At 70.4% G+C, this 25,429-nt stretch carries 24 protein-coding genes and 1 pseudogene; 21 read left to right on the top strand and 4 right to left on the bottom strand.

The window, feature by feature from the left end:
- Nucleotides 1-97: 97 nt before the first annotated feature.
- The 3 genes from C9I47_RS06450 to C9I47_RS17875 all read left to right on the top strand — a co-directional run bounded on the left by C9I47_RS06450 (nt 98) and on the right by C9I47_RS17875 (nt 2,916).
- On the top strand, nt 98-472 hold the full coding sequence (locus C9I47_RS06450) for an acyl-CoA thioesterase (RefSeq protein WP_111268001.1): 375 nt from the start codon (nt 98-100) through the stop codon (nt 470-472).
- Nucleotides 473-589: 117 nt separating this feature from the next.
- Nucleotides 590-2,152, top strand: coding sequence for a DUF4139 domain-containing protein (locus C9I47_RS17880; protein WP_223250308.1), 1,563 nt, complete (start codon nt 590-592; stop codon nt 2,150-2,152).
- An 11-nt stretch (nt 2,153-2,163) separates the two neighbouring features.
- Nucleotides 2,164-2,916 carry an enoyl-CoA hydratase/isomerase family protein gene (locus C9I47_RS17875; protein ID WP_223250349.1) on the top strand — a complete coding sequence of 251 codons (753 nt, stop codon included), beginning with the start codon at nt 2,164-2,166 and terminating at the stop codon, nt 2,914-2,916.
- Between the two features lie 101 nt (nt 2,917-3,017).
- Here the strand turns inward: C9I47_RS17875 and C9I47_RS06440 are convergent, their stop codons facing one another.
- The 3 genes and pseudogenes from C9I47_RS06440 to C9I47_RS06430 form a co-directional block, all read right to left on the bottom strand.
- Nucleotides 3,018-3,914 (bottom strand): sulfurtransferase, encoded by an 897-nt coding sequence (locus C9I47_RS06440; RefSeq protein WP_407067505.1) that lies wholly within the window; start codon nt 3,912-3,914, stop codon nt 3,018-3,020.
- A 2-nt stretch (nt 3,915-3,916) separates the two neighbouring features.
- Nucleotides 3,917-4,746 (bottom strand): annotated as a pseudogene (locus C9I47_RS06435) (CoA pyrophosphatase).
- Between the two features lie 220 nt (nt 4,747-4,966).
- Nucleotides 4,967-5,668, bottom strand: a complete 702-nt coding sequence (locus C9I47_RS06430; protein ID WP_111266016.1) for an FKBP-type peptidyl-prolyl cis-trans isomerase N-terminal domain-containing protein — start codon at nt 5,666-5,668, stop codon at nt 4,967-4,969.
- 297 nt (nt 5,669-5,965) lie between these two features.
- Between C9I47_RS06430 and C9I47_RS06425 the strand changes: the two genes are divergently transcribed.
- From C9I47_RS06425 to nth, 3 genes are read left to right on the top strand one after another with little or no spacing between them, the layout of a single operon-like run.
- The gene (locus C9I47_RS06425) at nt 5,966-6,748 is read left to right on the top strand and encodes an enoyl-CoA hydratase/isomerase family protein (protein ID WP_111266015.1); all 783 of its coding nucleotides are present in this window, start codon (nt 5,966-5,968) and stop codon (nt 6,746-6,748) included.
- Nucleotides 6,745-7,140 (top strand): hypothetical protein, encoded by a 396-nt coding sequence (locus tag C9I47_RS06420; RefSeq protein WP_223250307.1) that lies wholly within the window; start codon nt 6,745-6,747, stop codon nt 7,138-7,140. The genes C9I47_RS06425 and C9I47_RS06420 overlap by 4 nt, the downstream gene beginning before the upstream one ends.
- Nucleotides 7,140-7,880, top strand: coding sequence for an endonuclease III (gene nth, locus C9I47_RS06415; protein WP_111266014.1), 741 nt, complete (start codon nt 7,140-7,142; stop codon nt 7,878-7,880). The genes C9I47_RS06420 and nth overlap by 1 nt, the downstream gene beginning before the upstream one ends.
- Before the next feature lie 120 nt (nt 7,881-8,000).
- Here nth and C9I47_RS06410 read toward each other — a convergent pair whose 3' ends face one another.
- The gene (locus tag C9I47_RS06410; protein WP_111267998.1) at nt 8,001-8,855 is read right to left on the bottom strand and encodes a 2OG-Fe(II) oxygenase; all 855 of its coding nucleotides are present in this window, start codon (nt 8,853-8,855) and stop codon (nt 8,001-8,003) included.
- 15 nt (nt 8,856-8,870) lie between these two features.
- Between C9I47_RS06410 and C9I47_RS17460 the strand changes: the two genes are divergently transcribed.
- The 15 genes from C9I47_RS17460 to gspN all read left to right on the top strand — a co-directional run bounded on the left by C9I47_RS17460 (nt 8,871) and on the right by gspN (nt 25,194).
- Complete coding sequence (locus C9I47_RS17460) at nt 8,871-9,197, top strand: hypothetical protein (protein ID WP_145985436.1); 327 nt, start codon at nt 8,871-8,873, stop codon at nt 9,195-9,197.
- A 279-nt stretch (nt 9,198-9,476) separates the two neighbouring features.
- On the top strand, nt 9,477-10,913 hold the full coding sequence (locus tag C9I47_RS06405; RefSeq protein WP_111266013.1) for a hypothetical protein: 1,437 nt from the start codon (nt 9,477-9,479) through the stop codon (nt 10,911-10,913).
- A 140-nt stretch (nt 10,914-11,053) separates the two neighbouring features.
- A complete protein-coding gene (locus C9I47_RS06400; protein WP_111266012.1) occupies nt 11,054-13,741 on the top strand; it encodes a TonB-dependent receptor domain-containing protein in 2,688 nt (895 codons plus the stop codon).
- A 360-nt stretch (nt 13,742-14,101) separates the two neighbouring features.
- Nucleotides 14,102-14,953 (top strand): type II secretion system protein N, encoded by an 852-nt coding sequence (locus C9I47_RS06395; protein WP_190238624.1) that lies wholly within the window; start codon nt 14,102-14,104, stop codon nt 14,951-14,953.
- Nucleotides 14,950-17,037 carry a type II secretion system secretin GspD gene (gene gspD / locus C9I47_RS06390; RefSeq protein WP_111266010.1) on the top strand — a complete coding sequence of 696 codons (2,088 nt, stop codon included), beginning with the start codon at nt 14,950-14,952 and terminating at the stop codon, nt 17,035-17,037. The genes C9I47_RS06395 and gspD overlap by 4 nt, the downstream gene beginning before the upstream one ends.
- On the top strand, nt 17,034-18,536 hold the full coding sequence (gspE, locus tag C9I47_RS06385; RefSeq protein ID WP_111266009.1) for a type II secretion system ATPase GspE: 1,503 nt from the start codon (nt 17,034-17,036) through the stop codon (nt 18,534-18,536). The genes gspD and gspE overlap by 4 nt, the downstream gene beginning before the upstream one ends.
- Nucleotides 18,523-19,734 (top strand): type II secretion system inner membrane protein GspF, encoded by a 1,212-nt coding sequence (gspF, locus tag C9I47_RS06380; protein WP_111266008.1) that lies wholly within the window; start codon nt 18,523-18,525, stop codon nt 19,732-19,734. Before gspE ends, gspF begins: the two co-directional genes overlap by 14 nt.
- 99 nt (nt 19,735-19,833) lie before the next feature.
- Nucleotides 19,834-20,271, top strand: a complete 438-nt coding sequence (gene gspG / locus C9I47_RS06375) for a type II secretion system major pseudopilin GspG (protein WP_223250306.1) — start codon at nt 19,834-19,836, stop codon at nt 20,269-20,271.
- 4 nt (nt 20,272-20,275) lie between these two features.
- Nucleotides 20,276-20,773, top strand: a complete 498-nt coding sequence (locus tag C9I47_RS06370; protein ID WP_223250305.1) for a GspH/FimT family pseudopilin — start codon at nt 20,276-20,278, stop codon at nt 20,771-20,773.
- Nucleotides 20,760-21,185, top strand: coding sequence for a type II secretion system minor pseudopilin GspI (gspI, locus tag C9I47_RS06365; protein WP_111266005.1), 426 nt, complete (start codon nt 20,760-20,762; stop codon nt 21,183-21,185). The genes C9I47_RS06370 and gspI overlap by 14 nt, the downstream gene beginning before the upstream one ends.
- Nucleotides 21,182-21,769 (top strand): type II secretion system minor pseudopilin GspJ, encoded by a 588-nt coding sequence (gspJ, locus tag C9I47_RS06360; RefSeq protein ID WP_111266004.1) that lies wholly within the window; start codon nt 21,182-21,184, stop codon nt 21,767-21,769. Before gspI ends, gspJ begins: the two co-directional genes overlap by 4 nt.
- The gene (gene gspK / locus C9I47_RS06355) at nt 21,766-22,770 is read left to right on the top strand and encodes a type II secretion system minor pseudopilin GspK (RefSeq protein WP_111266003.1); all 1,005 of its coding nucleotides are present in this window, start codon (nt 21,766-21,768) and stop codon (nt 22,768-22,770) included. The genes gspJ and gspK overlap by 4 nt, the downstream gene beginning before the upstream one ends.
- Nucleotides 22,767-23,957 carry a type II secretion system protein GspL gene (gene gspL, locus C9I47_RS06350; protein WP_111266002.1) on the top strand — a complete coding sequence of 397 codons (1,191 nt, stop codon included), beginning with the start codon at nt 22,767-22,769 and terminating at the stop codon, nt 23,955-23,957. Before gspK ends, gspL begins: the two co-directional genes overlap by 4 nt.
- Nucleotides 23,954-24,472, top strand: coding sequence for a type II secretion system protein GspM (gene gspM / locus C9I47_RS06345; RefSeq protein ID WP_111266001.1), 519 nt, complete (start codon nt 23,954-23,956; stop codon nt 24,470-24,472). The genes gspL and gspM overlap by 4 nt, the downstream gene beginning before the upstream one ends.
- The gene (gene gspN, locus C9I47_RS06340; RefSeq protein ID WP_111266000.1) at nt 24,469-25,194 is read left to right on the top strand and encodes a type II secretion system protein N; all 726 of its coding nucleotides are present in this window, start codon (nt 24,469-24,471) and stop codon (nt 25,192-25,194) included. The genes gspM and gspN overlap by 4 nt, the downstream gene beginning before the upstream one ends.
- Nucleotides 25,195-25,429: the final 235 nt, after the last annotated feature.

The raw sequence follows: 25,429 nt of genomic DNA, 5'->3' as shown, positions 1-25,429 counted from the left end.
CACGGCGGCTCCGGCCGCCGACCCGGCACCGGCGGCACCAGCCGCCACGCCGACGCCTGCGGACAGCCCCGCCGAAACGCTGTTGCTGAACACGCCGATGACCGTGCGCTGGCGCGATCTGGACGCGTTCAACCACGTCAACAATTCCAAGTACCTCAGCTACCTGGAAGAGGCCCGCCTGCGCTGGATGCTCGGCGTACCCGGCCAGGGCCTGGACGACGATGTCGCGCCGGTCGTCGCCGCCGCCCATCTGAACTACAAGCGTCCGATCGAGTGGCCGGCCGAGATCGCGATCGAGCTGTTCGTCGAACGCCTGGGCAACACCAGCGTGAGCATCGGCCACCGCATCGCCGCCGCCGCCGATCGCGACACGCTCTACTGCGACGGCTACGTGGTGATGGTCTGGATCGATCGCGAGACCGGACAGGCCGCGCCGCTGCCGGAGGCGGTCCGCGAGGCCTGCTCTCCCTGAGTCCTGCCCCGGATTTCGCCCTGGATCCGGCGCCGGCCCTGAAGCGCGCCGGCACGATGGCGGCACGACGGTGCCGCATCGGCCTATGATATCGGCAGGTCGAGAACGGAGTCCGCGATGCGTCACCCCCTGTCACTGCTGGCCGCCGCCTGCCTGCTGGCCGCCTGTTCGCCTTCCGGTCCGGCGCAGGACACCGCGCCCCGGCCTTCGGCCGATGCCGACGCACGCGGCGCCGACAACGGCCGCCCCGACGAATCCGAGGCCGCCCAGGGCACCCGCCTCACCGTCTACAGCGGCGACTACGAGGCCTTGCGCAGCGGCGTTCCCAGCGGTCCCGGCATGCCCGGCTACGCCCTGGTCGAGCGCACCCTGCGCTACAACCTGAGCGTCGGCGGCAACGACATCAGCGCGACCCGGATACCGCCGGCGATGGACGTGGAAGCCGCGGTGCTGCGTCCCGAAAGCGACGGCGTGAGCGTGGGCGGGCAGCGCTATGTCGCGCCGCTGTCGGGCACCGGCGACGTGCTGACCCGGGCGATCGGCCAGCGGATCACCGTCGAGCACACCTCCGGCGGTGCCAAGCAGACCGACAGCGGCATCCTGCTCGCGGTCGGCGATGGCCTCAGCCTGGGGCTCGCCGACGGCAGGGTGAAGGTGATCCGCGACTACGACAACTTCAGCATCATCGCCGGCAACGACACCCTGCCGCGCGAGGCCGCCCTGCACTGGGCGGTCGAGGCCGAGAAGGCCGGCGAGACCGCGTTCGCACTGAGCTATCCGATGGGCGGCATGGCCTGGCGCGCCGAGTACCGGGCGACGATTTCTCCCGGCGACGACTGCCGCCTGGCCCTGGACGGCGCCGCCCTGGTGGTCAACCGCTCCGGCGTGGCCTTCGACAGCGCGCGCCTGACCCTGGTCGCCGGCGAACCGGCCCGCACCGGCAATGCCGGCGGCGGGGCCAACCGCTACCGCATGGCCCCGCAGGCCGACATGGCGGAGATATCGGCCGCGCCGCCGGCACCGCGCCGTTCCGGCGAGTACCACGCCTACGAGCTGCCGTCGGCGAGCCGGATCGGCAACGGCGCGGTCGAGCGGCTGCCGCTGTTCGCGCCGCGCGCCGCGGTCGCATGCGAGCGCACCTACGTGGTCGGCGACGACGCGCCCGGTTGGGTTCCGCCGTCGCCGCAGCTGTCTCCCGGCTACGGCGGGCGCAGCGGCGAGCTGCCGGTCACCGCCACCGTATCGTTCGACAACAGCAGCGACGCCGGTCTCGGCCAGCCGCTGCCGGCCGGCCGGATGCGCGTGTTCGACGGCGACGACTTCCTAGGCGAATCCGCGCTCGGACATTCGCCCGAGGGACGCGAGGTACGCCTGCGGGTCGGCACCGCGTTCGACCTCAGCGCCGAGCGCAAGGCGACCTCGCTGGAGGTCGACCGCAACGGCCGCCGCATCACCGAGTCGTTCGAGCTGGTCCTCGGCAATGCCGGCGACGACGCGGTGACGATCCGCGCGATCGAATCGATGATGCGCTGGAGCGACTGGGAAATCGTCGCTTCCAGTGTACCGGTCGCGGACAAGGACGCGCAGTCGGCCGAGTTCGAGGTGCCGGTGCCGGCCAAGGGCGAGACCACGCTCACCTATACCGTCCGTTACCAGTGGCCGGAGGGCATCCGCCTGTGAGCGCGCACGATCTGGTCGAAAGCCGTCGCCACGGCGACATCGTCGAACTGCAACTGGCGCGCGCGCCGGTCAATGCCCTGAATCCGGCCCTGTGCGGCGCCCTGCATGGCGCGATCGCCGCCGCGGTCGCCTCGCAGGCGCGTGGCATCGTCCTCAGCGGCGGCCCCAAGGTGTTCTCCGCCGGCCTGGACGTGCCGCACCTGCTCTCGCTGGGCGAGGACAAGGCCGCGCTGAAGGCGGCCTGGGAAGCGTTCTTCGGCGCCGCCCGCGCCCTGGTCGAGTGCCCGGTGCCGGTGGTCGCGGCGATCGCCGGACACGCGCCGGCCGGCGGCTGCGTGCTGGCGCTGTGCTGCGATTACCGGGTGATGGCCTCGGGCCCGTACCGGATCGGCCTCAACGAGACCCGGGTCGGCCTGGTCGCGCCGGAAGGCATCCAGCGGCTGATGCGGCGGGTGGTCGGTCCGTACCGCGCCGAGCGCCTGCTGGTCGCCGGCGAGATGATCGAATCCGAACAGGCGCTGGCGTTCGGCCTGGTCGACGAGCTGGTCGGTATCGACGAGGTCGCCCAGCGCGCGCGCAGTTGGCTCGAACAACTGCTCGCGCTGCCCACGGAGGCGATGCTGCAGACGCGGGCGATCGCGCGCGCCGACATGGTCGCGGCGATGCAACCGGAGCTGATCCAGCTCGACCGCTTCATCGACGCCTGGTACGACGCCGGCACCCAGCGCGCGCTCAACGCGCTGGTCGCCAGCCTGCGCAAGTAACCGCCGGTCGGTCGGACGGGAGCGGCACCGGCCGGGACCGGGTGTTCCCACGAAGGCCCCGTCGGCCTGCGCCGCTCCTGCGGGGTGCCTGGCGCCAAGGCTCAGGCGCCGATGGCGATCGGGCGCGACGGGGCCTCGATCCAACCGCTCCAGGATCCGGTGAACAGGCGCGCGCCCGGCAGTCCGGCGTGCGCCATCGCCAGCAGGTGATGGCAGGCGCTGACGCCGGAGCCGCACATCGCGACCAGCTCCCGCGGCGCGCGGCCATCGAGCAGGCCCTCGAATTCGGCCGCCAGCTCTGCCGGCGGTTTGGACAGCCCATCGCGCAGGTTGTCGGCGAACGGCCGGTTGACCGCACCGGGGACATGGCCACCGACCCGGTCGATCGGCTCGACATCGCCACGGAAGCGTTCCGGCGCGCGCACGTCGACCAGCAAGCCGCCGGCGCGCAGGTGCGCCTGCACCTGCGGCGCGTCGAGCAACAGACCCGCGTCGAAGTCGCCCGGATACGGTGCCGCCGCGCTCGCCGTCGGCGCCGGCGGTTCGCGATCGATCGGCAGCCCCTGGGCCAACCAGTGTTGCCAGCCGCCATCGAGCACCGCGACCTTCTCGTGTCCGAGCGCGCGCAGCAGGAACCACAGCCGTGCCGCCGCCAGCGCGCCGCCGGCCGCATCGTAGACCGCGACCCGGTGCGCCGGCGTCACTCCCCAGGCCCGCAGACGCACGGCGAATTCCGCCGCACGCGGCCACGGATGACGGCCCTGCCCATGCAGCGCGGCTTCGGCGCCCGACTCCGCCGGCGCGGACAGGTCGCGATCCAGGTGCGCATAACGCGCCCCCGGAATCCGGGCCTGGCGCCAGCCCGCCTCGCCGGCCTCCGGGTCGGCCAGCTCGAAGCGGGCATCGATCACCACCAGGTCGTCGTCGCCCAGCGCGCGGGCCAGCCGTTCGGCGTCGATCCAGGCGTTCCAGGCTGCGGTCAGGGCGGGCGTCTGCATCGTCATCGACCTCGCAAGCGTGCCTGCGCGAGGCGCTCGCGCAGATTGAACAGCATCGAGGCGGTCGCGCCCCAGATGCGCTGCGCGGGGTAGCGGAATTCCAGCACCTCGCGACTGCGGCCACGATAACGCAGGATCCGACGGGTCAGATTGCCCGGGTCCATCAGGTATTCCAGCGGCACCTCGAACACCTCCTCGACCTCCGAGGGATCGGGACGCGGCACGAAGTCGCCGGACACGCTGGCCACCAGCGGGGTGACCCGGAAACCGGTGATCGTCGACAGTGGATCGAGGAAGCCCAGTGGACGTACCGCGGCGCGCTCCAGGCCGACCTCCTCGTGCGCCTCGCGCAGCGCCGCTGCGACGACGTCGACGTCGTCGGGCTCGATCCGGCCACCAGGAAAACTGACCTGGCCGCCGTGCTGGCGCAGGCCTGCATTGCGCCGGGTCAGCAGCACACCGGTGCTCTCGCCGCGCGGCACCAGCCCGACCAGGACCGCGGCCTCGGCCGGTCGCGCGCCCGGCTCCAGCAGGTCGCGGATCTCGTCGGCGTTCCAGCCGGGCCCGAGCGGCGGATCGGCCAACGGATGCAGCGCACAGGCCAGCTCCGGCCAGTCGACGGGCCAGGGCCCGGGCGCGCCGCCGCTCACCGGCGGCCCGATTCCCGCTCGGGCAGCACGGTTTCCATCATCCTCAGCCGTTCGTCATCGTTCATCTGCGACCAGCGTGCGATCTCGGCGGAAGTCCGGTGGCAGCCTTCGCAGTAACCGTTCTCATCGAGGCTGCAGACGCCGATGCAGGGGCTGAGTACGGCGCGGAAGGGGTAGTTCATCTCGGTGTTGCTCGGACCTGGACGGCAGCGGCACGGCGCATTGTCTCGCCGCACCGGGCCCGCTGCCGGGAAGCACTGCGCAATTCGCGGCCCGCGAACCGGTTGCCGGCACCGACGAGGCCGGAATGCGGCACAGCGCTGTGCCGGCGCGATCCGCCGGCCGGCTCCCGCACGGGCCCCGGAAAAAGAAGGCGGCCGCTTCGAGCGGCCGCCTGCGGTATTACTTGACGCTGACCAGCTTGATCTCGAACTGCACGGCGACGTTCGGCGGGAACGGCGTGCGCGGATCGGCGCCGTAGGCCTTCTCCGGCGGCAGGGTGACTTCCCACTTGGCGCCGGCCGGCATCTGCAGCAGGACCTCGCGCATCGCCGGCATCTCGATCTCGCTGACCTTGATCTCCGGGATGTCCTGCGCGGCGCGCGCCGGCTGCGGACGCTCGCCCCAGGCGAACGGACCGGCGACCTGCAACGCGACGGTGCTGCCCTGGGTGGGCTTGCCGCCGTTGCCGGCCTCGATCACGCGGTACTGGATACCGCCGGCCAGCGCCTGAACGCCCGGCTTGGCGCGATTCTGGGCGAGGAAGGTGTCGCTCTTGGACTTGTTGGTCGCGGCGGCGCGGTCCCAGTCGGCCTTGGCCTTCTCGGCCTGGCGCTTCTGCATGTTCTGGACCGCGGTGCGCAGCTCTTCGACCGCGACGGCCGGCTGCTGCTTCGCGTAGCCGTCCTGCAGACCCTTGATGATGGTGTTCAGGTCGACGGCTTCACCGCTCTCGATCGCATTGCGGCCCAGGTCGTAGCCCAGCGCGTAGCTCAGCTTGCCCTTCTCGGAAGACATGTCCTGGGCGGCGACGCTGCCGGCGGCCAGAACACCAGTGGCCAGGACCAGGGCGGTCGTCGCGACCGCGAGAAAACGCAACTTCATTCGGTAAAACCTCCGGTGTGTGGCACGGAACCGGGCGGGTCGTCGCAATTCGCATGACGACCGCTCAAGTACCGGTCATGGGGCCCTCGAGGCCGCACAGGGCCCGTTCGGACGCGCTAGGATACCGGCGCAACGGCTTAACCGCCACTGACGCCATCGGCTGTGACCAGACAAGGCCGATCAAGTTCCCGGCCGAATCCGGAATATTGCCCGGATCGCGTACCCGGGCCGCTTCGGCGAGGATCGGAGCACTGGCGTCCGCCACCCACTCCACATCCATACGAGACACCTGTCCATATGTCCGACTCCCCATTGCTGAGCCGCCGCGAGGGCGACGTCCTCGTGATCACCGTCAACCGACCGGACAAGCTGAACGCGCTCAATGCCGCGACCCTGGACGCGCTGGACGCGGCCTTCGCCGAGGCCGCCGGCGACGACGGAGTCCGCGCGGTGATCCTGACCGGCGCCGGCCCCAAGGCTTTCGTCGCCGGTGCCGACATCGCCGAGATGAACACCCTGAGCCCGGTCCAGGGGCGCGACTTCTCCCTGCGCGGGCAACGGATGATGCGCCGGGTCGAGAAGATGCCCAAGCCGGTGATCGCGATGATCAACGGCTTCGCGCTCGGCGGTGGCCTGGAGCTGGCGATGTGCTGCCATCTGCGCATCGCCGCCGACACCGCCAAGGTCGGGCAGCCGGAGATCAATCTCGGCCTGATTCCCGGATTCGGCGGTACCCAGCGCCTGCTGCGGCTGGCCGGTCGCGCCGCGACCCTGGAGCTGTGCATGGTCGGCGCCCCGATCGATGCGACCCGGGCGGCGGCCCTGGGCATCGTCAACCGGGTGGTCGCGGCGGCCGAACTGGAGGCCGAAACGCTGAAGCTGGCGACCCAGCTGGCCGGGGCGGCACCCCTGGCGCTGCGCGGCGTCATCGACTGCGTCAACGTCGGCGGCGAGTGCGGCATCGAGGAAGGGCTGGAGTACGAGACCGCGCAGTTCGGCCTGATGTTCTCCACCGACGACATGCGTGAGGGCACCACCGCCTTCCTGGAGCGCCGCAAGCCGGCGTTCAAGGGCTCATGAGCGGGCCCTGCCGCCTGTGCGGCTGCAAGGACGCCAGTGGCGCGAAACAGCACGCGATGCTGGACGCGCTGGCCGCCGACGACGTCGATCGCGCGATCGATCTCGGCCTGATGGCGGCAGAACCCTGCCCCTGCTGCAAGCCCACCTGCCACCTGCCCCTGGTCCAGGCCCGGGCCGCGCTCAAGCACGCTCACGACGCCCGCGACCGCTATCGCGAGCGAATGGCCCGTCTGCAGCGCCTGGCCGATGAGCGCGAGGCCGCCCGCGCGACCACGCAGGAAGCGACCGCGGTCAATCCCGACGGCGGCGACCACCTGCGCCCGGCCCTGCCCGACGCGGCGGCGGCGGCGCTGGCGCGGGCCAAGGCACGCGCCGCCGGACGCCAGCGTTGATGGCGGCTTCGTCGCGCGGACCGGCGCCGGGCAAGCCCCGCGCGACCGCCAAGGCCCCGGCGCGCAAGAAACGCGCGCGGCGCCCGTCCAGGCTCAAGCCCGACGAGGTGGTCGAACTGTTCGAGCGCTTGAAGTGGCTGAATCCGAAGCCGACCACCGAGCTGGAGTTCGGCTCGCCCTATGAACTGCTGGTCGCGGTGACGCTTTCGGCACAGGCCACCGATGTCGGGGTCAACAAGGCGACCCGGCGATTGTTTCCGGTCGCCAACACGCCACAGGCGATCGCCGCACTGGGCGTGGACGGGCTGAAGCCCTATATCTCGACCATCGGTCTCTACAACACCAAGGCCGCCAACGTGGTGGCGATGGCACAGCAACTGATCGAGCACCACGACGGCGAGGTGCCGCGCGAGCGCGCCGCGCTCGAGGCCCTGCCCGGGGTCGGCCGCAAGACCGCGAACGTGGTGCTCAACACCGCGTTCGGCGAACCGACGATGGCGGTGGACACGCACATCTTCCGGGTCTCCAACCGTACCGGCCTGGCCCCGGGCAAGACCGTGCGCGCGGTCGAGGACGCCCTGTTGCAGGTGGTGCCGGCCGCGTATCTGCAGGACGCGCACCACTGGCTGATCCTGCACGGGCGCTATGTCTGCAAGGCCCGCAAGCCCGACTGCCCGCAGTGCGCGATCCGCGACATCTGCCGCTATCCCGACAAGACCGAGGGCGCGCCGGAACACTGAAGGCGGACCGCTCCACCGCGTCCGCCCCCCCTCACGAACCGTCATCCGGACGCGACACCCGCGGCCGGATCGCATCGACGCGCGTCGCATCGCCGCCGCACCACTGTCACCCGGGCGACATCAGTCGTGCGCGCGCTCGCGCAACCATTTCGTGGCGACCCATTTCTCGCCGGCGGTGACCGGCGCGCCGCCGTGCAGACTGAGGGTCATCGGATGCGGACGGTCGTAGCTGAAGAAGACCGCGTTGCCCTTGACCGCGGCCGCCTCGAAACCGACCTCGGGAAAGGTCGTGGCGCCGCCGCCGCGCGGTGTATTGAGATACATCACCAGCGATGCGACCCGCTGCCCGCCGCGTTGCAGGATCTTCGCCGTGCCCGGACGGTCGGGATCGAAGTAGTCGTAGTGCGGTTTGTACTCGGCGCCGGGCCCGTAGCGCAGTACCTGCAGGCCTTCGCCGCGATCCACCGGCCAGTCCAGCAGTCTGGCGATGCGCGCCTCGATCCTCCGGCACAACGCGTCGGCGCCGCGCTCGAAGCTCATGCCCTGGCTGGTGCGTCCCTCGTGGACGATGTCGCCGCCGGTCTCCAGATCGACGGTCGCCGAACGCGACAGCCGCGAACGGGCGAACGCCACCATCCGCTCGCACTCCTCGTCCGACAGCAGGCCGCCGAACACGATCACCCGCGGATGGCGCACGCTGGCCAGCACCTGCACTTCGCGATCGCCGGCATCGACGACCGAAGGCCCGTTGAGTCCGATCGGCGCCGGCACCCGGCTCGGCGCGGGCAGGCCATTCTCGCGCGCGTGGGCTTCGAGGAAGCCGCGGGTGGCGGTCTCGATCGCGTCGATCGCCGCCTGCTGTTCCCAGCCGCTTTCCAGTAGCGGTTCCAGCACCGCTTCCGGCGGCTGTCCGGCGCGGACCTGGTCGAGTATCCACTGCTCCAGTTCGGCGGTGAGTTGGCTGGTTTCGGTCATGTTCCCGGACCCTGCGTGTTCGTCGAAGCGCCGGGGCGCGTGTTCTTCGTTGCGGTCGTATGTCATTGCGATTCCGTCGATGCGATCTCGCATGAGCGCGCGCAAAGCGTCGCGTTTGACGCCGCCGCCATATTCCGGATCGACGGTCGTCGAAGCACGGATCGCCGCGGGACATTCGATCCCGATTTCATCCGCGCCGCCCCCGGAACCTGCGCGGACATTCCACTTTGGTCATTTTCTATGACCGCAACGTTTCATTTTTCACATGACGTTTTTGTGGCGTTTTCGTTGGTTAAATCCACGTTATCACTGAAAAGAACCTGTCACAGGACAGGCCTATAACTTTTCGCCGACTCGTCCGCACCGCAGCGCGCCCGCAGCACGGACCAATTCGATTACGGCCGCAAACCCCGTTCTCGAAAAAGCACATCGACGGATGGTTCGGGCGCGAACACCAGGCACGGGACAACGGGCACGAGCGCGCGATCGATTCGACGCGCGAACGGACAGGGGACGGAGCGGGACCGGTCGTTGCGATCGCGACAGGACGCGTGATCGGCGAGCGGTTCTGGCCGGGCTCGAACGTGTTTGAACCAACCCAAACGATCGGAGAGCAAGAGAATGACTTCTCGCAACAACTGCAGGACCCTGCTGATGACCTTCGGCGCGGTCCTCGCACTCACCGCTTGCGGCGGCGGCGCCGACCGCGTTGCGTCGCCGGGCGAAGGCGCATTCCCGCCCCCGCCGGTGACCCCGCCGCCCCCGCCGCCGCCGGCTCCGCCGCCGCCGCCGCCGACCGGCGCGAGCTGCCCGAGCGGCACCACCGACGTGGGTGAGGTTGCGGGCATGACCAACTGCGAGCTGCCGGCCCGCATCATCGGCAACATGACGCTGCCGCAGATCGACGGCGTGGCCTACTCGCTCAACGGCCGCACCGATGTCGGCGAGGACATGGGCGGCGACGCCGCCAACCCGTATCCGAACGCGCGCCAGGGCGTGCTGACCATCGAACCGGGCGTGACCCTGTTCGGCTCCAGCGGTTCCGACTTCCTGATGGTCAACCGCGGCTCGCAGATCATGGCCGAAGGCACCGCCAGCGCGCCGATCGTGATGACCAGCCGGCAGAGCGTCGAAGGCACCACCGGCATCGACTCGATCGGCCAGTGGGGCGGCCTGGTGCTGCTCGGCCGCGCCGCCATCAGCACCTGCCCCGGCACCGCCCAGCCCGGTACCGCCACCTGCGAGGCGCAGGTCGAAGGCGCCAACGGCTTCTACGGCGGCAACGACGACGCCGACAACAGCGGCGTGCTGAAGTACGTCCGGGTGATGCATTCCGGCTTCGAAGTGCTGCCCGACGTCGAGCTCAACGGCATCACCATGGCCGGCCTGGGCAGCGGCACCGAGGTCGACTACGTGCAGGTGCACAACAGCTCCGACGACGGCATCGAATGGTTCGGCGGCAAGGTCAACGCCAAGCATCTGGTGATGACCGGCATCGACGACGACAGCTTCGACACCGACTCCGGCTACCGCGGCGCGATCCAGTTCGGCCTGATCGTCCAGCGCGACGGCGGCGGCGACCGCGTCAACGAGATGAGCTCGCAGGACCTGCCGTACCGCTCCAATCCGGTCATCGCCAACGTGACCTACGTCAGCAAGGGTCACGACAATGTCGTGGTGCTCAACCAGGGCACCCTGGTGAACTACTACAACGCGGTCTTCACCGGCGGCAATCCGGCGTGCATCGAGTTCCAGTCGGCCACCACCGAGGGCACGTTCGACTCGACCTACGTGTCCTGCGACACCCCGTTCGCCGGCGGCGCTTCCGGCGCCGAAGCCACCGCGTTCAACGCCGGCACCAACAACTCGACCGGCGCGTCGAGCCTGAGCGGCACCTTCATCAACGGCGCCAACGAGTCCGCGGTGCCGGCCTTCGCCGGCCTTTCGACGGTCAATCCGTTCTTCGAGGACGTCGACTACATCGGCGCGGTCAAGGACTCGGCCGATACCTGGTGGGAAGGCTGGACCTGCGGCCTGACCAGCAGCGATCCCTGCTGATGGCCAGACCCGTGGCCGCAGGGGGCGGTCGCGGGTGGAGCGGGGCCAAAAGTCCGTGGCCCCGCCCCCTCTCCGATGCCGCGGCGAAACCGCGGCATCGGCTTATCGGACGTACAGGACCCTAAGAAAGGCTGCCACTCATGAAGCTCAATATCGCCCGTACGGGCCCTCATACCGGGATCTTCCTGGCGATCACGGCCCTGCTCGCGCCGCACGGCGCGCTGGCCCAGGACGCCGGAACCGAACCGTCCGCCAATCCGCCCGCAGCCACCGAGCAGGCCACCGAGCTCGATGCGATCGAGGTGCGCGGCGAGTTCATTCCGCAGCCGATGCTGACCAGCTCGGCGGTGATGACCCACGTGTCCAAGGAAGACCTGGAGCGCCAGGGCGACAGCACCGTGGCCGATGCCCTGGTCCGGGTCGCCGGCCTGAGCGTCAACCAGGGCAAGTACGTGTACGTGCGCGGCCTGAACGAGCGCTACTCCTCGGCGCTGCTGAACAACTCGCCGCTGCCCAGTCCCGAGCCGCTCAAGCGCGTCGTGCCGCTGGACCTGTTCCCGACCAACGTCCTCGACACCGTCGAGGTGCAGAAGACCTATTCGGTGCGCTTCCCGGGCGAGTTCGGCGGCGGCACCATCAACATCTCCAGCGCGGTGGTGCCCGAGCAGCCGTTCCTCAAGTTCAAGGCGGCGATCGGTGGCAACAGCGAGACGACCTTCCAGCCCGGCCTGACCCACTACGGCGGCGGCGACTCGGACTTCTTCGGCTACGACGACGGCACCCGCAAGATGCCGCAGGAGCTGCAGGACGCCCTCGCCACCGGCAACCGGATCACCCCCGGCCCCGACTTCACCGCGGACCAGGTCAAGCGGATCGCGCGCAGCTTCACCAACGCGCCACTGAACCTGATCCAGACCACCGACAACGTCAATCCGGACTACGAGTACGAGATCAGCGGCGGCACCTCGTTCGACATGGGCGACTCCTCGCGCCTGGGCGTGGTCGCCACCGCGGCGCTGAAGAACAAGTGGAAGACCCAGGTCGGCGTCCAGCAGGACGGTGCGGTCGAGAGCGGCAAGATGGCGGTGCAGTCCGACTACGACTTCCTGTCGACCACCAACAACGCCACCGTCAACGGCCTGCTCGGCGTGACCATGGACTGGGAAGACCACAAGGTCGGCCTGATGACCATGTACGTGCACGACACCGACAAGGAAACGCGCAGCACCGAGGGCTACAGCCTGCTGACCGGCGACAACGTCCGCGACGACACCACCCACTGGTTCGAGCGCGAGCTGATCAATACCCAGCTGACCGGCGAGCACATGTTCGGCGAGTTCCGCGACCTGACCGTCGATTGGCGCGTCGGCCATTCGCGCGCCAGCCTGGACGCGCCGTACGAGAAGGGCTTCCGCTATCGCGAGGATGCCGACGGCTTCTGGTTCCACGACGCTTCGCAGGCGCAGAACTACACCCGCTTCAGCCAGGTCAACGAGCGCGTGGATTCGGCCGGCGTCGACGCCGCGTGGCGACTGCCGATCGAGATGGACCTGTACCTGAACTTCGGCGCCGCCTGGTCGGACACCGAGCGCGACGCGGTCACCCGCGAGTTCCGACTGCTGTCGCTGGGCAATCTGCCGTTCTACTACCGCTATCTGCGTCCGGACTTCCTGTTGTCCGACTACGCGATCAGCCAGGGCTACCTGACCCTGCGCGAGACCACCGGCGGCACCGGCGCAGCGGCCTACGACGGCTCGCTGGAAACCCGCGCCCTGTACGTTGAAGCGGAGTCGCAGCTGACCGGCACGGTGCGCGCCACCGTCGGCGTCCGCTACGAGGACGCGACCCAGGAGGTGCAGCCGATCGACCTGTTCGGCGCCGGTCAGCCGCTGCCGACCGCGGCGCCGCTGGAGAACGACTACTTCCTGCCCGCGGCGACGGTCACCTGGAACTTCGCCGACAACCAGCAGCTGCGGGTCGGCCTGTCCAAGACCATCGCCCGTCCGCAGTTCCGCGAACTGGCGCCGCAGCAGTACCTCGACCTCGACAGCGATCGCCTGGTGATCGGCAACCCCTTCCTGGTCGACAGCGAACTGCTCAACTTCGACGCCCGCTACGAGTGGTACTTCGATCGCGGCGAGTACCTCAGTGCCGGCGTGTTCTACAAGGACATCGACAAGCCGGTCGAGGTCGTGCTCAACGGCCGCTCGGGCTCGGCCTGGCAGCAGAGCTTCATCAATGCGCCGAAGGCGGTGGTCTACGGACTGGAACTGGATTTCCGCAAGTACTACGACAGCCCGTGGGACTGGACCGGTGCCGACAGCCGCTTCTTCGTCGCCGCCAACTACACCTACTCCGACTCCGAGGTCCAGGTCGACGGCGACGACGTCGCCTACACCCTGGCCGGCAACGGCCGTCCGCAACCGGCGTCCGAGCTGGTGGTCGACGGCAGCCGCCTGCAGGGCCAGTCCGAGCATCTGGCCAACGTCCAGCTGGGACTCGAACACCCGGCCTCCGGCAGCCAGGCGACCCTGCTGATCGGCTACGCCAGCGAGCGCATCAACGCCCGCGGCATCATCGGCGCGGACGGCGCCGGCGGCACCACCGTGGTCCAGCCCGACTACGTGCAGGACCCGGGCACCACGGTCGACCTGGTGCTGAAGAAGGGCTTCACCCTGTGGAACACCCGGATGGAGCTGGGCTTCGAGGCCCGCAACCTGTTCAACCAGGAGTTCCACGAGTATCAGGAGTTCGGCGGCGGCCGCGCCGACGTGATGCGTTACGACCTGGGTACCAGCTACACCCTCAGCCTGTCGGCGTCGTTCTAGCCGTGGTTGAAACATGCACACCCCGTGCATGGCCCGAATTGCGGGTCCGGCCTCGTCCGGACCCGCTTGCGGCACGTCGCTGATCCGCACGATCGCGTCGTCGAAGCGGCCGTCGCCGGCCGTGCGGATGGACTGCCTCGCACCAGTCCGCCAATGGGGAAAGACGCCCTCCCGGGGAGGACGGGCCCAGAAGCCAGGCTTCCGGGTCTTTTTGTTTCCGCTCACCCCGTTCCGGGCCGACCCGCGCCCCCGCACGAATGCCGAGACCCTCGAATCCATGTGTCAGTTGCAGTCATATGGTCACAAATCCGTCTCATCCTGTTCGCGCCGCTGAAACCCGAGATGTGGACCGCTGCGCCCGTGCCTGCCCTTGCCGCCATCCGCGATATCTCCGCGTCCGATCTGCGCGAAAGGATCGGCCGACGGCTCCCCGCCGCGCTCGAGGTCGCACTGGTGATCCTGCTTGCCCTGCAGGCAGCGCGGCTGATCTGGCTGGCGGTGGTTCCACCCGCCCCCTTCGGCGAGGTCGCCCCGCCGGAGGCTTCCGCCGCGGCCGACGCCTTCGCGATCGACGCCGACCTGTTCTACCGGCGCGATGCGGTTTCCGAAGCCGCCGGTGCCGAACAGGCGCTGGGCTATCGCCTGTTCGGGCTGCGCGCGGCGTCGGCCGACGGCGGCATGCCCGCTTCGGCGATCCTCGCCGGCAAGGACGGCGCGCAGCGCGCCTATCGCGACGGCGAAGCGATCGCCGACGGCATCACCCTGGTCCGGGTCGGCGAGGATCACGTCGTGCTGCGCGCGGGCGGCAGCGAACACCGCATCGACCTGGCGACTCCGGCGTCGCCGCCCATGCCTGCGTCGACCGCCAGGACGCGTCCGCTCGCCAGCCCGGGCACCACGTCCGCGGCGACCCGTGCGGATCCGGCCAGCGGAAGCACCGGCGCGATTGCGCCCTCCCAGCTGTTGGCCAGCACCGGGCTGCGCGCCAACCTCGACGGCGGGTACACCCTGACGCCACGCGGCGACGGCGTCCTGTTCCGCCGCGCGGGCCTGGCCCCCGGCGACGTGCTGATGGCGGTCGACGGCCGTCCGCTCGATCGCGAGCGGCTCGGCGAACTGGCGGGCGAACTCAAGAACCGTTCCGAAGTGGTGCTGACCGTCGAGCGCGGCGGCCAGTCCCGGACGATCACTCTGCAGGCCGAGCAACCTTGAACCGACACCTTCTCTCCAGCGTGCTGATCGCCAGCCTGGTGCTGCAGCCGTTCTCCGCGGTCGGCGCCGACCCGGACCGCGCCGGCACCCGCAGCGGCAACCCGGCACCGACCGCTCAGTCGCTCAACATCCAGAACGCCGACATCCGCGCGTTCATCCAGGACGTGGCACAGGCGACCGGCACCACCTTCGTCGTCGACCCGCGGGTACAGGGCACGGTCAACGTCAATCGCGGCGAACCCATGTCCGAGCAGGAACTGCTCGGCGTGCTGCTGGCGGTACTGCGCGCGAACGGCCTGGTCGCGGTGCCCGCCGGCGCCGGCGCCTACCGCGTCGTTCCCGACGATACCGCCGCCCAGCAGCCCGGCTCGGCGGGAGGCGACGGCAGCGGTTTCGCGACCCAGGTGCTGCCGTTGCGCACGGTCGACGCGCGGATCGCGGCGGAAACGCTCAAGCCGCTGGTCGGGCGCGGCGGCGTGGTGCTGCCGATGCCGCACAGCAACAGCCTGCTGGTCGCCGACTACGCCGACAACCTGCGCCGGATCCGTGCGCTGATCGCCCAGGTCGACAGCGACCGCGCCACCATCGATACCGTGACCCTGCGCAACAGCTCCGCGCAGGAGATCGCCGCCACCGTGACCCGCCTGTTCGGCGGCGGCGCCGACGGCGTCAACCCGGCGCTGTCGATCCTGCCGGTGGAGAGCAGCAACTCGATCGTGGTGCGCGGCGACGCCCAGCTGATCCAGCGGGTCGTGCAGATGATCCTCGAACTCGACCGCCGCGCCGAGAGCAGCGGCGACGTGCGTGTGGTCAAGCTACGCCATGCCAATGCCGAGCAGCTGTTGCCGGTGCTGCAGCAACTGGTCGGCCAGGCGCCCGACGCCGCCTACGGGGCCGACGCGCCGGCCTCCAGCGCGGTGTCGACCGCCGCGCCGACCGGCACCCAGGTCATCGCCGGCGTGCCGGGCAAGCGTCCGACCATCGTCCGCTACCCGGGCTCTAACTCGCTGATCATCAACGCCGACCCCGAGACCCAGCGCACCCTGCTCGATGTGATCAACCAGCTCGACACCCGCCGCGAACAGGTGCTGGTCGAAGCGATCGTGGTGGAGATCTCCGACGAGGCGGCCAAGGAACTCGGCGTGCAGTTCCTGCTCGGCGGCAAGGACGGCAACATTCCGTTCCTCGCCACCCAGTACCCCAGCTCCAAGACCGGGATCATGCCGATCGCCGCCGGCGTGGCCGCCGGCCAGCCGGGCGACGACGATGACGACGGCGTGCTGGACCTGGCCCGCCGCGCCGCGGTGCAGTCGCTGCTGGGCCTGTCCGGCGGACTGGCGGGACTGGCCGGCAGCAGCAGCGACGCGGTGTTCGGAATGATCATCAACGCGGTCAAGTCCGACACCGGCTCCAACCTGCTGTCGACACCGTCGATCATGACCCTCGACAACGAGGAGGCCCGCATCCTGGTCGGCCAGGAAATACCGATCACCACCGGCGAGGTGCTGGGCGACTCCAACAGCAACCCGTTCCGCACCATCCAGCGCCAGGATGTCGGCGTGCAGCTGGAGGTCAAGCCGCAGATCAACGCCGGCGGCGGCATCACCCTGTTCCTGCGCCAGGAAGTGTCCTCGATCGCCGGTCCGGTCAGCGCCGACTTCAACGAGCTGGTGCTGAACAAGCGCGAGATCGAGACCAAGGTCCAGGTCGACGACGGCGCGATCGTCGTGCTCGGCGGACTGCTCGACCAGACCGACCGGGTGACCGTCGACAAGATTCCCGGACTCGGCGACCTGCCCCTGATCGGCGGCCTGTTCCGCAGCACCGCGCGCGAGAACGACAAGCGCAACCTGATGGTGTTCATCCGTCCGACGGTGATCCGCGACGCCGCCGACGCGCAGCGCGAGACCGCCTACCGCTACGGCTACATCCGCGATCGCCAGTTGGAAGCGCAACAGGCGGAGCAGCAGCGCGCCGCGCTCGATGCCCTGGTCCAGGAATACCTGCGGATGAGTCCGCCGGTGCCTCCAGCTCCCGTCCCGGCGGCGACCGGAGCAAGCGACGAGGCCGCGCCGGCGCGATGACGCCGTCCGCGCCCGCACCGGCCGCCCTGCCCTACGCCTTCGCCAAGGCGCACGGCGTCGTGCTGCTCGGCGGCGACGGGACCCAGGCCCATGTCGGCCTGCGCGAGGGCGCCGACGCCCGTGCCCTGCTCGAGGTGCGCCGCGCCCTGGCCCGTCCGCTCAGGGTCGAGCGGCTCGAGCGCGGCGCCTTCGACCGGCGCCTGTCCGAAGCCTACGCCGATGCCGGCCTCGGCAGCGCCGCCGAGGCCGGCGCCCTCGACGCCCACGGCAGCCTCGACGCCCTGGTCGACGACATTCCGGCCACCGCCGACCTGCTGGAAAGCCAGGACGATGCGCCGATCATCCGCCTGATCAACGGGCTGCTCGCCGAGGCCGCCCGCCTGGGCGCCTCCGACGTCCACGTCGAGCCGTTCGAAACCGCGCTGCGGGTGCGTTTCCGCGTCGACGGGGTGATGCGGGAGATGCTCAGCCTGCCCGCCCGCATCGCTCCGCTGCTGGTCTCGCGGGTAAAGGTGATGGCGCGGCTGGACATCGCCGAGAAGCGGGTGCCTCAGGACGGACGGATCTCGGTCGCGATGGGCGCGCGCGCACTCGACGTGCGCGTGTCCACCCTGCCCGCGCGCGGCGGCGAGCGGGTGGTGATGCGACTGCTCGACAAGGACCAGGGCACCCTGTCGCTGCCGCAGCTGGGCATGCCGGCACCGGTGCTGCGCAGCTTCCGGCAGGCATTGGCGGTGCCCAACGGCATCGTCCTGGTCACCGGCCCGACCGGCTCCGGCAAGACCACCACGCTGTACGCCGGGCTCGCCCGGCTCAACGACGGCAGTCGCACCATCCTCACCGTCGAGGACCCGGTCGAATACGCGATCGACGGGGTCGGCCAGACCCAGGTCAACAACAAGGTCGGCATGACCTTCGCCGCTGGCCTGCGTGCGATCCTGCGCCAGGATCCCGACACCGTGATGGTCGGCGAGATCCGCGACCCGGAAACCGCGCAGATCGCGGTACAGGCCAGCCTGACCGGTCACCTGGTGCTGTCGACCGTGCACACCAACGACGCGATCGGCGCGATCACCCGCCTGCGCGACATGGGCATCGAGCCGTTCCTGCTCGCCTCGACCCTGCGCCTGATCGTCGCCCAGCGGCTGGTGCGGCGGCTGTGTCCGCACTGTCGCGTCGAGCGCGAACCCGACACGCTGAGCCGGCAGCTGATGGGCGATGACCGCGACACGGTCCTGTACCGCGCAGTCGGTTGCGCGCAATGCAGTCACACCGGATTCCGTGGCCGCGTCGGCGTCTACGAGGCGGTCCCGGTCGACGAGGCGCTGCGACAGCTGATCGGCGCCAATGCCGACGAGGACAGCATCGCCCGGCTGGCCTTCTCCGGCGGCGGCCGGTTGTCGCAGGCGGCACGCGAATGCGTCGCCCGCGGCGACACCACCGTCGAGGAAGCCATGCGGGTCGCCCGCCAGGAGCTGGACGACGATGGCGACGTTTGACTACGCCGCGCTCGATCTGCGCGGCCGGACCCGCACCGGGACGGTGTCGGCGGCCAGCGCTGGCGAGGCGCGCGAACGGCTGGAAAAGCGCAGGCTGCTGCCGGTCAAGCTGGCGCCGGCCACGACCGCGTCCGGCAAGGTTTCGGACCGGCGCTCGCTGCTGGATCGCTTCACCCGCAAGGACGTCACCCTGGTCACCCGACAGCTGGCGACGCTGATCACCGCCGCACCGCTGGAAGAGGCCCTGCGCACGATCGGCGGGCAGGCCGAGAAGCCGGCGGTGCGGCGCACCCTGATGGCAACCCACGCGCTGGTGCTGGAAGGCTTCCGTCTGTCCGACGCGATGGCGCGCCAGGGCGACGCGTTCCCGCCGCTGTACCGGGCGATGGTCGCCGCCGGCGAGAGTTCGGGCGCGCTGCCGGACATCCTCGAACGGCTGGCCGATCTGCTCGAACGCGAACAGCAGGTGCGTTCCAAGCTGTTCACCGCCCTGGTCTACCCGGCCGCGCTGGCGCTGACCGCCGTCGCGGTGGTGATCGCTCTGATGACCTTCGTGGTGCCGAAGGTGGTCGAACAGTTCGACTCGATGGGGCGCGAGCTGCCGACGCTGACCCGGGTGGTCATCGCGATCTCCGACTTCATCGCCGGCTGGGGGCTGCCGCTGCTGGTCCTGTCGATCCTGGCGGCGGCCGGTTTCCGGCTGATGCTCGCGCGGCCGGGCTTTCGACTGCGCTTCGACGCGCTGGTGCTGCGCATGCCGCTGCTGGGCCGCCTGATCCGCGATATCCATGCCGCGCGGATGGCGCGGACGCTGTCGATCATGGTCAACAGCGGCCTGCCGATCCTGGAAGGACTGACGATCACCGCCCGCACCGTGCATAACCGGGTGCTGCGCCAGGCCACCGAGACGATGGTCGCATCGATCCGCGAGGGCGGCAGCCTGTCCTCGGCGATGAAGCGCGCCGCAGTGTTCCCGCCGACCCTGATCTACATGGCCACCAGCGGCGAGAACAGCGGCCGCCTGGCGCCGATGCTGGAGCGCGCAGCCGACTACCTGGAGCGCGAGTTCAACACCTTCACCTCGGCCGCGATGAGCCTGCTGGAGCCGATGATCATCGTCGCGCTGGGCGGCGTGGTCGCGGTCATCGTCCTGTCCATCCTGCTGCCGATCCTGCAGTTCAATTCGCTGGCTTTCTAGAGGACCCCCGTCATGTCGGCCCTTCACCGCCTCCCGTGTTCCGCAGCGCACGCCCGCAACCATGCCCGCGCACCGCAACCGCGCGTCCGGCCGTTCCCCGTGCTTGCGCGCGGTCGGGCCGGCAAGGCCCGCGGCTTCACCCTGGTCGAGCTGATGGTGGTCATCGTCATCATCGGCCTGCTCGCGACCGTGGTGATGATCAACGTGATGCCCAGCCAGGACCGTGCGATGGCCGAGAAGACCCATGCCGACATCTCGGTGCTGGAACAGGCGCTGGAAACCTATCGTCTGGACAACCTCGCCTACCCGAGCACCGGGCAGGGCCTGGAGGCGCTGCTGCAGGCGCCGGCAGGCCTCGCCCGTCCCGAACGCTACCGTCGCGGCGGCTATATCCGTCGCCTGCCGGACGACCCCTGGGGCAACCCCTACCAGTACCGCGCGCCGGGTCGCCAGGGCGCCTTCGAGGTCTATTCCTTCGGTGCCGATGGCGCCGAGGGCGGCGAAGGCGACAACGCCGACATCGGCAACTGGCGCTGATGCCGTGACCCGCACCCCCGCCCGTCACCGCGCAACGCTCCCGGCTGCGCACCGCGCCGCCCGGTCGCGCGGTTTCACCCTGGTCGAGCTGATGGTGGTGCTGTTCATCCTCGGCATCGCCGGCGCCGCGGTGGTGATGACCGCGCCGGCGGACAACTCGCTCGACGACCAGGCCGACGCCTTCGCCGCCGGCCTGGTCCGCGCGCACGAGGAGGCCATCCTCGGTACCCGCGCGATCGAGGTCACCGTCACCGACCAGGGCTATGGGTTCACCCGCCAGCATTTCGGCGACTGGCAGCCATTGCGCGACCGGCCGTTCGGCAACCGCTTGTGGGACGACGGCATACGGCCGCAATTGCCGCGCGGACGCGATCAGGTCAGCTTCCGCTTCGACCCCACCGGCGCCGCCGTGCCGGCCTCGCTGACCCTGGTCCGCGATCGCGCCTCGGTCGACGTCCGGGTCGACGCCGCCGGCAAGGTACGGATGGATGCCCGGCGCTGAGCTCCAGAGCGTGCATCGCGATCGACCGTGGCGGTCGCGGCATCGGTGCCGGCGCGGCTTCTCGCTGATCGAGATGCTGGTCGCGCTGGCGGTGTTCGGACTCGCCGTGCTCGGACTGCTCAACCTCGCCGGCGAAAGTACCCGCAGCGCGGTGGCGATCGAGGAACGCGTGCTCGCCGGGGTGGTCGCCGACAACCTCGCGGTGGAAGCGATGGTGGCCGACGCCGACGAACTCTCGGCGATGGGGGTCGCTGGTCAGGGACGCGAGTCGGCCGGCGACCGTCCGTGGCGCTGGAAGCGGACCCTGGCGCCCACCGACGACAGCGGTCTGTTGCGCATCGAAGTGCTGGTGATGCCCGTCGACGAGGAGCGGATCGCCGCCGAACGCGTCGTGTTCCGGGAGGCGCCATGAACACGCGCGGTTTCACCCTGATCGAAATGCTGGTCGCACTGGCCATCTTCGCCATGATCTCGGCCGCGGCTGTCGCGGTGATGGCCTATGCCGCCGACAACCAGGGCGTGGTGCGTGCGCGCATGGAGCGGCTGGGCGAGTTCCAGCGCGCGCGCAGCCTGCTGCGCACCGATCTGGGTCAGGCCGCGACGCGACGCGTGCGCAACGGCGACGGTTCGCCGGCGCGGCGCGCATTCGTGGCCGGGCAGCCCGGTCACGGGCCGCTGCTGGGCTTCGTCCGCCGCGGCTGGGCCAACCCCGACGCCGACCCGCGCGCGTCGATGCGGTACGTCGAGTACCGGCTCGCCGACGGACGCCTGGAACGCAGCAGCCGGCCCGCCCTGGACGGCGCAGGCACGGATGCCCCGCAACAGCTGCTGTCCGGCATCCGCGCGGCCTCCATCCGTTATCGCTATCGCGGCCGGTGGCTCAGCGGTTGGCCGGGCGGCGGCGGCGACCTGCCGGAGGCGATCGAGCTGGACCTGGACATCGAGGCGCTGGGACGGATCCGCCAGACCTTCCTGCTGCCGGGGGGAGAGGCATGAAGCGGCCGCTGCCCGGTCGCGTGCGCCAACGCGGCGTCGCCCTGCTGACCGTGCTGTTGCTGGTCGCGGTGATGACCGTGCTGATCGTCGGCATCCTCGACGACATCCGCTTCGGCCTGCGCCGCGCCGGCAACGCCCAGGCCGTGGCCCAGGCGCAGTGGTACGCACTGGGCACCGAGGCGATCGCCCGCCGACGGATCGACGCGCTGACCCGGCGCTCGCCCGGCATCACCACCCTCGACGGCGACTGGAACGGTCGCGCGTTCCCGTTCCCGATCGATGCCGGCGAGGGCGGCATGGCCAACGCGCGCGTGTTCGACGCCGCCACCTGTTTCAACCTCAACAGCGTGGTCGAGGGCGCGCCCGAACAATGGCAGCGCCGTGAACTGGGCGTGCGCCAGTATCTCGCCCTGCTGGAGGCGATCGACTTCGACGCCTATCGGGCGCAGGCGCTTGCCGACACCCTGGTCGACTGGATCGACACCGACGCGGAACGCTCGCCGATGGGCGCCGAGGACGGCAGCTACGCGACATTGCAGCCCGCGTACCGGACCGCCGGTGCGCTGCTGGCCGAGGTCAGCGAGCTGCGGGCGCTGAACGGCTACGACGCGGCGGTGTACGCGCGCCTGCGTCCGCATGTATGCGCGCTGCCGACCGCCGACCTGTCGCCGCTCAACGTCAACACACTGCGGACGCGGGACGCACCGTTGCTGACGATGCTGACCCTGGGCGCGCTCGACCCGGCCCAGGCCAGACGCGTGATCGCGGCCCGGCCCGACGGCGGCTGGCGCGACCACGCCGCGTTCTGGAGCCAGCCGGCGCTGGCCGCCGCCGATGTGCCCAATCCGGTGCTCGAGCAGACCGGGCTGCGTACCCGCTACTTCGGCCTGCATGCCGAAGTCGAGTACGGCGATGCCCAGGTCGTACTCAGCGACCTGTTCGAACACAGGCGCGATGGCGCAATCGCGCTGGTCGCCCGCCGCTGGACTGCCGAAGAATGAAACACCCGCCCTCCGTTCCCGCTTCCCTCCTGCTGTTGCCATCGGCGCAGGACGACACCCTGCAATGCCTGTGGATCGATGCCGACGGCTCGATCAGCGCGCGCGGCCCGCTGGCCGCGGACGCCGCGCCGGCATCCGGTCGATCGTCCGGGGTCCGCTGCATCCTGGCGATACCCGGCCACCAGGTCGGCAGCCAGTGGCTGGAACTGAAGGCCCGCAACGAAGCCCAGGCACTGGCCGCGGCGAGGCTGCTGCTCGAAGAGCGTCTCGCCGGCGGTGGCGACGATCTGCACGTGGTGCTCGCTGCACCGCCCGACGCGGGTACGCGCCGGCAAGTGCTGTACCTCGCCCCGGCGGTGCTGCGGCATCACCTCGACCGCGCCCGGACGCTCGGTTTCGAACCGGACATGGCGATCCCCGACTACATGCTGCTGCCGGCACCGCAGGCGCCGGACCGGGACGAGGCCCGCACGGCGGCCGCGACCGTGTTCGAGCGCGACGGCCAATGGCTGGTACGCGCCCCGGAACTGGCATTCGGCTGCGAAGCCGGGCTGGCCGAAACGGTGCTTGCCGGTGCTCCACCGACGACGCCGGTCGCCGACACCGGCCAGGTCGAGGCGGTTCTGGCCCGGGGCGCGGTGGCAGTGTCGGTCGACCTGCTCCAGGGCCGCTTCACGCGCGCCGAGGCGCAACCTTCGGACCTGCCCCGCTGGCGTCGGGTCGCACTGCTGGCGGGGCTGCTCGCGTTGTCCCCCCTGCTGCTCGTCGCGGTCGGGGCGGCCCGCTACGGCATCGCCGCATCGGCATTGCGGAGCGAGACCGCGGCCACCGTCCAGGACCTCGGCGCCGCCGTCGGCGGCGACCCGATCACCTCGCTCCAGGACGCCTTGATCTCGACCGCGGCCGGCGACCGCTTCGCCCGCCTCAACGCCGCGCTGCATGGCGCGATCTCGACGATCCCGACGCTGCAACTGGAGCGTCTGGATTACCGTCGCGACAAGGCCCTGGAGGCCGTCGTCGCCCACCCGGCCCGCGGCGACCTCGATGAACTGCGCAGGCGCCTGTCGGATGCCGGCTTGCGGCTGGAGGTGGGCGGCACCCGCGATGGCGGCGGCGGTCTGTCCACCACGATCCGGATCGACGAGCGACCGCCCCGCAGCGACGCGCCGATGGAGGCCAGGCCATGAACGGACAACCGCGGCGGATCGCGGAGTGGTGGCGCGCGCGCGACGACCGCGAACGGACGATGGTCGCGACAATGCTGGTGATGCTCGCCGCCTTCGCCTACTGGTACGCGCTGTTGACCCCGTTGCGGTACCTGCGCGACGCGGCGCGGGCCGGCTACGACCGCGCCGCCGCCGATGCCACGGCGGTGCGCGGACTGGCCTCGGAACTGCGTCTTGTCCGGGAGCGGGACGACCGCGGCCGTCCCGGCACCCGGGCTCTGCTCGACAGCGCCGCCGATGCCGGGATCGCGGTCAGCCGTCGCCGCCGCGACGAGCACGGCGCACTGGTGCTGGGCATCGACAGGGTCCAGTCGGAGCCGTTGTTCGCCTGGCTGGCCGGTCTGCGGCACGACCACGGGATCGGACCGGACACGCTGCACGTGGAAAGACGCGACGGCGCGTTGCGGGTCGAGGTCGGCTTCGACACCTTGGAAGCCGCCGCGTCGACAGGCGCAGACGCGGGGGACGGCGCATGAGCCGGCGCCTGCGACTGCTGGCGGTGTTCGCGGCCGCCTGCATCGCGATGCTGGTGCTGCTGTTGCCGCTGCGCATCGCCCTGGACGCGTTCGCCGGCGACGGCCCCCTGCAGGCGCGGGAGGTGTCCGGCAGCCTGTGGTCCGGCCAGCTGCGCGGCGCCCGCTGGGGCGCGATCGCACTGGATACGCTGGACCTTCGGCTGCGGGTGCTGCCGCTGCTGTACGGACAGCAGCACTGGGCGCTGGCCAGCCCGCATTTGCGTGCGACCGTGGTACGCGGCCGTGCGCGGGGACTGCGCGACGCTCATGGCGAACTCGGGCTGAGCGCGCGCGCATGGCCCGGCGCCGACCTGCGCCTGAACCTGGACGGCGCCACCGCGCTGTTCCGCGACGGTCGCTGCGAGAACGCCGGCGGCCGGATCGGTCTCGACCTGCAACTGGACGCCGACGCCGGCGGCGATCCGGGCCCGGCGTTCCGGCTCGACGGACGCGCGGTGTGCGCCGGGCCCGTCGCCCGCATCGAACTCGCACCCACCGGCAGCCTCCCGCCCGGCATCGAGGCGGCCACGATCGCGATCGACATCGATGCGAACGGCGGATACGACGCCCGCACCACGATACGCAGCGACCTGCCGGGCATCGCCCTCGGACTGCAGGCGCAGGGTTTCGAACCGGGCGCGGCCGGGCTGGAACGCAGCGACCGGGGACGCTTGCCGTACTGACCGGCACCCGCGCCCGGATCTGAAACAACACCGCCACAAAGCCGGCAACCGCCTCGACAGCAGTCGCACCCAGGCTCCGCGGTGACCGGATGGATTTCAGCGAAATTACAGAAAACCCAACTCAAGTTATTGAAATACAAGAAATAACCGACAAGCACTCACGAACATGTCACATGACGCCCCGAGGACAGCAAGAAGACATGGTTGTCATACGAGCGTCATCATCACTACATAC

It is taken from the genome of Marilutibacter maris (genome assembly GCF_003233695.1).
GTDB lineage: Bacteria > Pseudomonadota > Gammaproteobacteria > Xanthomonadales > Xanthomonadaceae > Marilutibacter > Marilutibacter maris.
This window is presented reverse-complemented; position numbering and strand designations above follow the sequence as displayed.